Raw genomic sequence first — 11,743 nt, 5'->3', positions numbered from 1 at the left:
AACAAAATAAAAGACACTTTACTTTTTTAATAAAGTGCCTTTTTCCATATGATCAATGAGTTTCTTTGTTGCCTGTTTGCCTTGCAACCGAAGCTCATCTATTGTCAATTGTAACTCTTGCTGCACAGTTCCTTGTTGCATTAATTGCTTTTTCGCAATTTCATATAAATATTCAGCACTCCATTCGCCATCCACACTTCCTATAACTGGCTGATTCACTTGACTTAAAAACGAATCAATTTTCGGATCGTATGAAATCCCGACCATTGGAGTTTTGGCTACAGCAGAAAAAACTAGTGCATGAAGACGCATACCAATTAGTAATGAACATTGTGATAAAATGAATATTTTCTCGTCGATATCCATTTTATATGGAAGCATATACGTCTCTTCTCCCATTAAGTCTACTACTTCACGCGAAGCTTTTTGATCAAATGGCTCATGCATTGGAACAAATAGAATTTGATATCCTTCTTGCTTTAATTTTTTTAATGCCGCAGCTAATTTTTTTATATAATCTTCTTTTGCATTCCAATAACGCACACTAACCGCGATTACTTTTCCATGTATCGAATGCTTTTGCAACCAATCCGATTGTTTTGTCCGTTTCCATGTTAAAACAGGGTCTGGAACAATTTCAATATCGTTTTTTATGCCAAGTCCTTTTAAATATAAAAACGAATCCTCATCTCGAACTGATACATAGGAAGCTTTTGACAAGTTCCATTTTACTAATAGACGATTATATCCTTTTGTAATTGGACCTATTCCTTGTGAATAAATATAATACGGCTTTTTTAATAATCGAGCGAGTCCCATAATACCCGTATAATATAGAATACTCTTCGTACTTGTCTGATCTTGAAGAAGGCTCCCGCCACCACTAATAACTCCATCACTGTTTTTGATCGCATGATAAACAGCTTTTATATCCCAGCGATCTACCGATTCTACACCATACATTTCCTTTGTATATTTAGAATCATTTGATAGTACTACTAGTTCTATATCCGGGTTCTCTTTACTTAACGATTCAATAATTGATTGTAGAATCGCCTCGTCTCCAACATTATAAAAACCATAATATCCTGATAAGACTAAACGCACCCTAAATCTCCTCCAAAACTAGGTAACCGTTTATTTCATCTAACATAAACTGGTACCCATTCCTTACCTAAACACTTAATACCCTACATAGTTTCCTCTTTATCAGCTCATATGAATTTTAATAAAAAATTAATTTTCTATATTTATCTTTTCAAAAATGGTATTTTTTTTATTGATATCCATTTTAATTTCAAAGCACATACACCATACAAAATGGTTGTAATACTTAATGCTATACCACTGAATAATAACGTCATAATTCTTGAAGATGTAACATCTATCACATTAAATAGTTCATACAATCCTAGTCCTAAAATAGATGCTATTGCTAGCACACCAAAAAAGCTTTTTAAATGAATAGAATAGGCAATATAGCTTCGAATATACAAATGATTTACAATACAAATCAATACGTAAGTAATGAATGTACTATACGCCGCTCCATCTATGCCAAACTTCTGCACGAACATTATGTTTAACACGACTTTCACACAACTCGCACCAATAACAATCCATGCAGCTTGTGCAGAACGATTAATGCCCTGTAAAACACCTATTGATAATACCATAACCGCAGTAAAATACGAACTGCCAATCATAACTGTTAACATACTACTGCCTTTTACGTCTGTGAACAATCCGACATTTAACGGTACTGTTAATGCCATCAACCATATTGTTAACGGTGCTGTCAAAACATGCGCTAGTCGATTTGTATTTTGAATTGTTATTGTCGCCAAATTTATATCTCTTTTGACCAATGCGGAAGTTAAGAGTGGTATTAACGGAAATACAATTGCACTTGCAAAAATAACAATTATTTGCGTGAATGCAAAACCGCGACTGTATATTCCAAATTGTTCTTGAATTTCTGTTGATGATCCTTGTAATACATGCGGTATTGTAAGCGAGTCTACTAAATTTAAAAGTGGCATTGATAAAGCTCCGATAGCGATTGGGATCGATACCCGCAATATCTTTTTGCCGTTTTCTCTTAAATCTCGGAGTGAATAGGAATTGCTTTTATTGTAGTATGGACTTCTATTATATTTTATACGCAAATATATAAGGGAACTAATGACTCCAAGAAAAGAGCCAACCATCGCACCACTAGTAATAACAGTATTACTCTTATCCCATGATACTAGTATGTAAGCAATTATTAACATAAAAAACACACGTACAAATTGCTCAATGACCTGTGATACCCCTGTTGGTTTCATATCACCGAAACCTTGAAAATACCCTCTATAAACTGCCATGTATGGAGCAATGAGTAATGCTAATGAAGTAATAAGCAACGGCATTCTAGTTTCTTGTCCACCAAGCATATTTGCAATTTCAATAGAAAATAATACAATGACTAAACAGCCGAAAACGCCAAATGCTATTCCTATAATTGACGCTGATGTAAATAATTTCGCAATTTCCTTTTGCTTATTTTTTTCGTTCAACTCTGCAATTAGTTTCGAAATTGCAAGTGGAACTCCGGCTACCGATAATGTAAGAGCAATCATATATACAGGAAAAACAAGACGGAAAATACCGAGCACTTCATCTCCTGCAATATTTTGTAATGGAATTTGAAAAAAACTACCAAGCAATTTTGACAAAAAAGTTGTAATTGTTAAAATCGCTGCTCCTTTTACAAATGTTTTATTCATATTTTTTCTCTTTTCTTTTATACATATACTCTCAAACATATTGTTTTAAACGATAGGGATTCACTTTATCCCATTGGTTATCATAACAAATTTATTATAGGTTGAATACTTGGTTTTTTTTACAAAATAGAAAAGAGAACCAATTCACGCCTATCTCTTCACACTCTAATTTCTAATTCCTTCCATTATATGTGCACATTATAACTGTTTTCGTTACTCAAAAAGAGCTCTTCTCTATCACTGCGGTACATATTACTAAAAACATTATAAGAATATCCCACAACTCTACATTATAATGTATGTAAGATTGTGAGATATTCTAATTACCATCTAAACACTTAAGATTTTCAATTGCTCTTTCTGTTCATCGCTTGCCATTACTGCGATTGTTTTTTCAATACTCGGATGTACTTGCTCAAGCTTTACACTTGCTCCTACTTTATTTGATTGCTCAACAAAATTTAATAATGCCATAGCTCCTGATACATCCATATAACGCACATCTTTCATACGTAAAACAACCGGTGACTTCACATCTTGTAAAGTAGAGAAAATACGATCTACTGATAGGAAAGAGAGCGGCCCTTGAATTGTGTACGTTTCTTCTCTTTCTTTTACGATAGAAGTTTTACGTTCTTTACATTTCACCATATATATGATGAACGAAAGAATAATACCGAAGGCAACAGCAATCATTAAATCGAACTTCACCGTTACAATCATCGTTACGAGCATAACAACGACATCACCTTTAGGAGCGACATGCATCTTTTTCATGCTTCCCCAATCGAACATTCCAATACCAGTTAAAATTAAAATACCTGATAATACAGCAAGTGGAATATATTGTACGACCGAACCAAGACCCATAATAAAAATAAATAAGATAACACTATGCATACATGCCGAAAGTGCCGTTTTACCGCCACTTCTTATATTCACGATAGACCTTACAGTCGCACCTGCACCTGCTAATCCGCCAAACAATCCGCTCATCATATTACCGATACCTTGTCCAACGAGCTCTTTATTACTTTTATGACGTGTACCTGTCACATTATCCATTACGACCGATGTTAACAACGAGTCAATCGACCCTAACAAAGCAATACTAAGCGCTGGTAAAATAAGTGCTGCTATTCCTGTTCCACTTAAAGATGGAATATGAAGCGTAGGTATCGCTTCTGGAATAGTTCCAATCTTTTCAATTACTTTATTTAGTGAAAGATTTCCGATAATCGGTAACTTTACTGTAAGTCCTTCGAGTAGAGAAGAAAATAAAGGAAGCAAAGCTGTCACACCGACCAGTGCTACTAAACTAGACGGAATCGCCTTAATCCATTTGCCAGAAACAATCATTACAATAATCGTTAACACAACAAGTAGAAAACTATTTTGTACGTGCTTTATTTCGCCTAAAATAATGATTAATGCAATACCATTCATAAATCCTGAAACGACAGGATACGGAATATATCGAACGTAAGAACCGAGCTTACATACACCGAATAAAATTTGAAATAATCCTGCCATCATAAAGGCAATAAAACTTGCCTCTAACCCGTGCGTCGCAATAACTCCTGTTGCAATAACGGTAATCGGTCCAGTTGGCCCTGTTACTTGCCCAGGTGTCCCCCCAAATAACGCTGCGAATAAACCTGCAAAAATTGCACCATACAATCCAACAAGCGCTCCCTCAGACGTTCCTGTCGCAGCAATACCAAACGCAATCGCAAGTGGTAACGCAACAATCGCAACAGTAAATCCTGCTAAACATTCCTTTGCTATTTTTTGAAACATAAAAAAACCACCTTTGTATAAAGTCCATGTTCCATTGTACACCTAAAAAGATACATTCGTTAGCTCACTTTTTACATTCTCGTGACGTAAACGTATTCAACGAAAAGTTTTCCCCTTATCTTTGGAAACAATTGCAACTATGCTATAATGAACAAATTAAATCTTTTACTATATACTTGGAGGCACTATGCTAACTTTTGAAGAAAAATTATCGATTATTGAATCTTTCCCAGAACTAGAAAGAAAGAACGTATCATTAAAACGTGTAAACTTCCACTTTGAAGAAAGTCGTTTAGATAAAAAGAACGTTGTATTTCATTTACACCCAAATGGAAATGGATTTGTATATGCAAGCGGTATTAAAGGTTATAAAACAGATGATAAAGGTATGGTTAACATCCGTGAGTTTTCAGCAGAGGAGTTACGTTCAGTAATTGAAAAATCAATTGACCTTCTATCACAAGAAGAGGTAGTAGCACCTGTAGAACCTGCGAAAGAAGAAGAATGGCAGAACGAAGATGGTCATATTCTTACTCTTATTTCAGAGGATGACATGTGGAACGTGTACGCTGGTGTAAACTTAGACGGTACATTCAACTCTTATCCAGAAGCTGCGGAATACCTTGATGAAGAAGGCTTTTCACGCAAATAAAAATAGAAACCTATTTCATTCAACGACTTTTATAGTAATCAAAGAAGACACTTAAGGTGTCTTTTTTTGTTATATAAACTCCTTTCTCACACTATCTCTACTAATTTTCATAAAATGATTCAGAGGAGGTTTATATGAATACAACTGCTAAATTAATAAATTGGAAAGAACATGGCGATATGATTATTCTAGAATGTGAATTAAATGGAAAACGCTTCGAGATATCAACATATAAACAAAGAATATATAATGCACACCTTTTATCAGCTGACGTTTATATTCGTTTAGACTCATCTGATAATATAATTGGAATAAATATTTATAAAAAGTAAGAAAAGCCCCCTATTCCGTAGGCGGGCTTTATCTTTATTACACAACATCAGAGTATACTCTCTTTTTTTCATACAGTTTATGTAATTATACATATTCATCAAAAATACACTAAATGAATATTACATGTAGTAAAATATAACTTGTGGGCACGTTCTATAAAGCAGATTCTTTTAAAAGGCGTAACATATCAATTATTATAGGGGATGTGGCGTCACTTCGATATTGATCTCAAATCTCTTGTCTTTTGTGAACTAACAATCTAGTGTATATAGACGATTCTGCTTTATAGTGTGTGTTTACACTCATAACAAAGGGGTAATGGTAATACGGATAGATTCCGATTCGTATGAAATGAAATGGTTCAAGTCGGAGAGAGGCACCTTAAGGTGTCTTTTCTTTTTGGACATTACATCCATTTTGTTTTTCCACCTTATTTCAAATGCGCTAATTAACCTTCACCAAGAAGAAATGAGAATTGAAAAAGATATTGTTTCTTCTGTTTAATACAGAAAAATGAAGGATACCCCATAGATATGGGGCATCCTTCATTTTCTATTTTTTCGCACCTTTCAGTGACTCCCTCAGCACAAACTTCTGCAACTTCCCGCTCGCATTACGTGGAAGTTCATCTACAAATAAATAATGACGTGGACGCTTATAATCTGCTAATTCGTCACTTTCTTTGCAATACGTTTCTAAATCAGCTTCTGTTATTGTTTCATCTTTCTTCACAATAACTGCTACAACACGCTCTCCCCATAATTCATCTGGCTCACCAAGTACCGCCACATCTAATATACCGGGATGACTATGAAGGAAATCTTCAATTTCACGAGGGTAAATATTTACGCCACCGCTAATTACCATATCATCAACACGATCTGCAACGAATAAATAACCATCCTTATCAAAGTATCCTAAATCACCAGAATGATACCATCCTTTATACATCGATTTTTTATTTGCCTCTTCGCGATTATGATAGCCAGCCATCATAGTTGGGCCGCGTAAAATAATTTCTCCTACTTCATATGGAGGTAATACATCATCTGGTTCTGCCGGTGCATCCTCGTTCGGTTTCACAATACGAACTTCATGACTAAAGCATGGCGTGCCTGCTGAACCAGCTTTCGTAATTTGATCCTCCTCTACGAGAAACGCCACAACTGGTCCCATTTCTGTCATTCCGTATATTTGAACAAGGTCAATATAAAGACGTTCTTTACATTCCTTCACTAACGCCGGTGCCATTGCCGCTCCGCCATATATACCGATTTTCATTGAAGTTAAATCATACTGAGTTAAATCTTTTTGCAACAACATATTCCACATCGTCGGTGCTGCAAAGAACGTCGTAATCTTTTCTTCTTGAATCGTATGTAATACTGTTTCTGTATCAAAATGATGCAAAATGACATTTTTTCCGCCAACTTGAATGCGTGGTATGATTCCGGCATTTAATTCACCACAGTGATATAAAGGCGCAACAACAAGCCCAACGCTATCTCTATTATATTTTAGGAAATACGTACAAATCATACTATGCTCAGCCATTTCACGATGACGATGTAACACGCCTTTCGGATGACCTGTCGTACCGCTCGTATAAAGCATTGAACAATAATCCATTTCATCAATTTCGATATTTACTTTCTCAGAAGATGCTGCATTCACTTTTTCATGGTAGGAACTTGCATAGGAAGGTTTATCGTTTTCTATAGACCAAAAAGATGTATTTGGAAAATCTCGTTCAATGATAGCAACAGTTGACTCAACTGCTTTTTCAAAGACAACGACTTTCGAGGATGCGTCCTGAAGAATATAAGATACTTCTTTCGCCTTTAAGCGAAAGTTAATCGGATTAAAAATTGCACCAATTTTCGCACAAGCTAAGTAAACGTTTACAAATTCATGGCAGTTATATAAGTAAACAGATACTGTATCTCCCTTTCTTACTCCGTCTTCTAATAAAGCGTGTGCCGTTTTATTTATTTGTTCATCCCACTGTTTATATGTCCAGCGAATATTTTTTTCAGGTTCCACTAACGCCTCTTTATTCGTATACTTACCAACAGATAAATCAAAAATTCTCCCTATCGTCATGTACATGCCAACAATTTCCCCCTTTTCTCTTTCATAAATCTATCATTTCGTCTATAAGTAGACATTGTCCTTCAATGTTTTGACTAATTTTTCTGATTATTATCGACATAGTTTTACATACGGTACCGCTAGACGGTAAATGAAATTATATCGGCGATTTTTCGAATATATCGACTTACCGACAAAAACTGACAAGATATAATCGGCCCCCCGTTACTGCAGGATAAAAAGAGGTTGTTCCGACTCGGAACAACCTCTTTCTTCTTATGCGAATAGCTCTTCTAAAATTTTCAATTTATCTTCTGTATATTTTACGAAGCCATCGTTATATGATTTTGGATCTTTCGGATTCGCGAAGTGCGTAATTGCCCCCGTCTTCGGATGAACAAATTTACTTGATGCACCGCAACCAAGTCCGATAATTGATTGTACTTCTTCCATAATGACAATGTTGTAAATACTTTCTTGCGTCGGCATTGCATAACCAACGTTCTCTAAGTTACCTAAAATATTCTTTTGACGATATAGGTAATATGGTACGTAATTATGCTTTTGCGTCCATTCTTCTGCTTCGTGCATCATCGCTGTAATTTCTTCGCGACCTGCTACTTTATATTTACGTTTGTTTTGCGTCATTTCAGAAGCACGTTTAAATGATAACGTATGAACTGTTAATGATTCTGGCATTAACTTTTCTGTTTCATCTAACGTATGCTTGAAGATATCTAACCCTTCACCAGGAAGACCAATAATTAAGTCCATATTAATATTGTTCATTCCCATTTCACGAGCTAAATGATATTTCTCAATTGTTTCTTCTACAGTATGATGACGTCCAATTGCTTTTAGTGTCTCTTGATGGTATGACTGCGGATTAATACTAATACGGTCAATGTTCCATTTATTTAACACTTCTAGCTTTGCTGGCGTGATCGTATCTGGACGACCTGCCTCAACTGTAACTTCACGTACATTTTTCACGTCTGGGAACGCTTCGTACATTTCTTCATACAGCATATCCATCTCTTCTGCTGTAATACTTGTAGGTGTACCGCCGCCATAATAAATCGTCGTAACTTTCACACCTTTTTCTTTTAAAAACTTACCAATTTCACGAACTTCATAATGTAAACCACCTAAGAACGAATCAACAGACCCTTGGCGTCCATTAATCGCATAAGCCGGGAATGTACAGTATGCACATTTCGTTGGGCAGAACGGAATACCGATATAAATACTTACTTCTTCTTTCAAACGGTATAAATCCGGAACAACTGCTAATTGGCAATCAACAATACGCTGAAGAAGTTCAATTTTCTCTTCATGAATTAAATAACTTTCACGAAGTTCTTGATGCGCTTCTTCTTTTGACATACCATTTTGAAGCATTTTATGAAGAAGTTTCGTCGGACGTACTCCCGTTAAAATACCCCAGCTTTGTTCAAGTCCAGTTAACTGCTGAAGAACAGAAAGATATACATAAGAAACAACATGCTTCACTTGCTTCATACGCTCTTTTTCATCTGTGAAAGCAGATAAATCTTTCGAGAATGTTTCTTCATACACATTTCCTGTGCTAACATCCGTTAATCGAGCGGATGCTTTCACATTATCCTCAATGTGTATATCAACGATCAGATTCGCTTCCTCTTGTTCAAATCCAATCGTACTATCTTCAAAAAATAAGCCGCCAATATTTTGTAGCGGACGTAAAAAACGATCATCTTGTAACGTTTTAATTGAAATTAACACATTATCACCTTTTCATTTGCAAACTCTCTTTAGTTTACTTGAAGGGCGTTTACAGGTCAATACAGAAGGTTTTACCTGTTTCTCTTACATTTTTTCAAATAATTCTTTTTATGAATATCGCTCATGTATATAGACATCATGATTTTCTCTTGTTAAAATTTATTAGTACAAAAAATCGTTACATAGCGAAAATACAATATATAAAGGAGGAATGTTAACACTAGATTTTATAATCTAATGTGTTAAAAAAAAATATGAAAAAGAAATTTTATAGTGTATTAACTCTCTCTCTTGCATTACAAACTGTTCTTGCACCTACTTATTCATTTGCAGAGAGTGCTGAAAAATCCGCCGAAGTATATACGGAGGATCAAGTTTTTAAAAGTATTAAGGAGCATGTTAATGAGCATAGTACTCATGAAGAAGATATCGAGGTTACTGGCCAATTCCTACTATACACTTCAAAAAAACATTCATTATATACCGCGAATGATTTAAAAAACAAATCGAATATCGAGATTACAGAACAAGTCGTAACGGCGACAAAGAAAAAAGGAAATGCTTACTACATAACGACGCCAACTGGCGCTGGATGGATAGATAACAATGATAATAGCTTAGAAGTTCAAGAGATTCATAAACTATCTAACCAAAAATTAATCGTAAAAGAAGAAGCTTCCATACATGTCCTTCCGTTCCAATCGTTTAAAGAAGAAGGGAAACTACAACCACAAATCATTACTCCTACTGAACAAGCTGGAAATTGGTTTAAAGTCCAAATAAACGAAACAGCAAAATGGATTTATGCACCTTCTGCTACATTTGAAGGTACAAAAGCTTCATTACTAAAAAACAGTCGTACTGCTAAAAATAGTTTATTGAGAGCTCCGGAAGCTCTACAAACAAACAATATTTATGGCGTTACATTTAAAGAAATGATTGTCCCAAAAGGAAATGACGATATTCGCCCTGGCTACCCGATGGTACCTAAATATATTACGATTCACGAAACGGCTAATACAGCGAAAGGTGCTAATGCTCTAAATCATGCAAAATTCTTAGATAACCAAGCACGCGGAACAGCTGATCGCGCCGCATCTTGGCATTTCACAGTAGATGATAAAGAAATTTATCAACATCTTCCAGTAAATGAAGTTGGATGGCATGCTGGAAATAAAACTGGAAACTATGAATCTATCGGAATTGAAATTGCCGTTAATCAAGATGGAAACTATGAAAAAGCGGTAGAAAATGCCCGTAAATTGGCAGCTTATTTAATGAACGACTTAAATATTTCTCTAGATAAGGTCCAAAAACACCAATTTTGGTCAGGAAAAAACTGCCCTGCGTTTATGATTCAACGCGGACAATGGAATGCTTTCTTAAAAGGAACTGAAACATACTATAAGGAAAACCAAAAAAATCCCGTAACTGATGACATTACAGGTGGATGGTATGAACAAGACATTCGTCAATTAGCAGCTAGAGGCATTATGCAAGGAGAAGGGAACGGCAAGTACTTCCCAGAACGTCTTGTAACGCGTGCTGAATTTGCTACACTAATTACTCGTGCTTTACAATTACCAAGTGGAAACGCTAAGTTCACAGACTTAGAACAAGTACACCCATCTTTAAGAGACGGTATTAATCGTGCAGCAAGCGCAGGCATAATCCGCGGACGTGGTGATAATACATTTGATCCAAATACTACAATTACACGCGAAGAAGCTGTTATTATGATTGATCGTTCTCTAAAACACGCTGGTATTTTTGCAAAACAAGTTGAACTACCATTCGTAGACCAAAACTTAATTTACGCTAAAGAAGAAGTACAAAGAGTGTATGGATATGGAATTGTAAAAGGTAATGAATTTAATCAATTCGTACCAAAAGGACCATCACAACGTGCACACGCAGCTGCATTTATAAACAGAATGCTTAGCGTAATTGAAGCTTAAAATATTTATCTGTATTAATTTAAAAGGCATCAGAGATTGTATAATCTCTGATGCCTTTTATACATCTTTTAACTATTTTTAGCCATGAATCTTAAACGTATTCCTAGTAACAGAAGCATAAAACCGATGAATGGAACGTAATTCGTATTGTGTCCTGTAGCTGGAAGTTGTTGATTATTAGAAGAACCTTGTCCTTTTTCTGGTAAATTAGGTTTTTCTACTCCCTCACCTGGTTTTTCTGTTCCTTCACCTGGCTTCTCTGTTCCTTCACCCGGCTTCTCTGTTCCTTCACCTGGTTTTTCTGTTCCTTCACCTGGTTTTTCTGTTCCTTCACCTGGTTTTTCTGTTCCTTCACCTGGTTTTTCTGTTCCTTC

Annotated in this window: 9 protein-coding genes; 3 read left to right on the top strand and 6 right to left on the bottom strand. The window is 35.6% G+C overall.

The genetic code is table 11. The annotated features are described in order from the left end of the window. Positions 1-18: 18 nt before the first annotated feature. From csaB to BM089_RS00035, 3 genes are all read right to left on the bottom strand, one after another. A complete protein-coding gene (gene csaB, locus BM089_RS00045) occupies positions 19-1,107 on the bottom strand; it encodes a polysaccharide pyruvyl transferase CsaB (protein WP_001241596.1) in 1,089 nt (362 codons plus the stop codon). A gap of 143 nt (positions 1,108-1,250) precedes the next feature. Beyond that, positions 1,251-2,771, bottom strand: a complete 1,521-nt coding sequence (locus BM089_RS00040; protein WP_090975634.1) for a putative polysaccharide biosynthesis protein — start codon at positions 2,769-2,771, stop codon at positions 1,251-1,253. A 330-nt stretch (positions 2,772-3,101) separates the two neighbouring features. Further along, entirely contained in the window at positions 3,102-4,571 is a 1,470-nt protein-coding gene (locus tag BM089_RS00035) for a SulP family inorganic anion transporter (RefSeq protein ID WP_088066183.1), read from the bottom strand. 187 nt (positions 4,572-4,758) lie between these two features. Between BM089_RS00035 and BM089_RS00030 the strand changes: the two genes are divergently transcribed. After that, positions 4,759-5,223, top strand: coding sequence for a hypothetical protein (locus BM089_RS00030; RefSeq protein ID WP_000954998.1), 465 nt, complete (start codon positions 4,759-4,761; stop codon positions 5,221-5,223). 134 nt (positions 5,224-5,357) lie between these two features. After that, positions 5,358-5,555 (top strand): hypothetical protein, encoded by a 198-nt coding sequence (locus BM089_RS00025; protein ID WP_001098258.1) that lies wholly within the window; start codon positions 5,358-5,360, stop codon positions 5,553-5,555. Between the two features lie 553 nt (positions 5,556-6,108). Here the strand turns inward: BM089_RS00025 and BM089_RS00020 are convergent. Continuing rightward, complete coding sequence (locus BM089_RS00020) at positions 6,109-7,665, bottom strand: fatty acid--CoA ligase (RefSeq protein WP_075716845.1); 1,557 nt, start codon at positions 7,663-7,665, stop codon at positions 6,109-6,111. A gap of 258 nt (positions 7,666-7,923) precedes the next feature. Continuing rightward, a complete protein-coding gene (locus tag BM089_RS00015) occupies positions 7,924-9,411 on the bottom strand; it encodes a coproporphyrinogen III oxidase (protein ID WP_000908776.1) in 1,488 nt (495 codons plus the stop codon). A 254-nt stretch (positions 9,412-9,665) separates the two neighbouring features. Between BM089_RS00015 and BM089_RS30495 the strand changes: the two genes are divergently transcribed. After that, entirely contained in the window at positions 9,666-11,369 is a 1,704-nt protein-coding gene (locus tag BM089_RS30495; protein WP_139213187.1) for an S-layer homology domain-containing protein, read from the top strand. A gap of 68 nt (positions 11,370-11,437) precedes the next feature. Here the strand turns inward: BM089_RS30495 and BM089_RS00005 are convergent. Next, positions 11,438-11,743, bottom strand: a 306-nt coding sequence (locus tag BM089_RS00005; protein ID WP_139213186.1) for an LPXTG cell wall anchor domain-containing protein, incomplete at its 5' end; no start/stop codon positions are given.

It is taken from the genome of Bacillus sp. 5mfcol3.1 (assembly GCF_900114335.1).
Taxonomy (GTDB): Bacteria; Bacillota; Bacilli; order Bacillales; family Bacillaceae_G; genus Bacillus_A; species Bacillus_A thuringiensis_S.
This window is presented reverse-complemented; position numbering and strand designations above follow the sequence as displayed.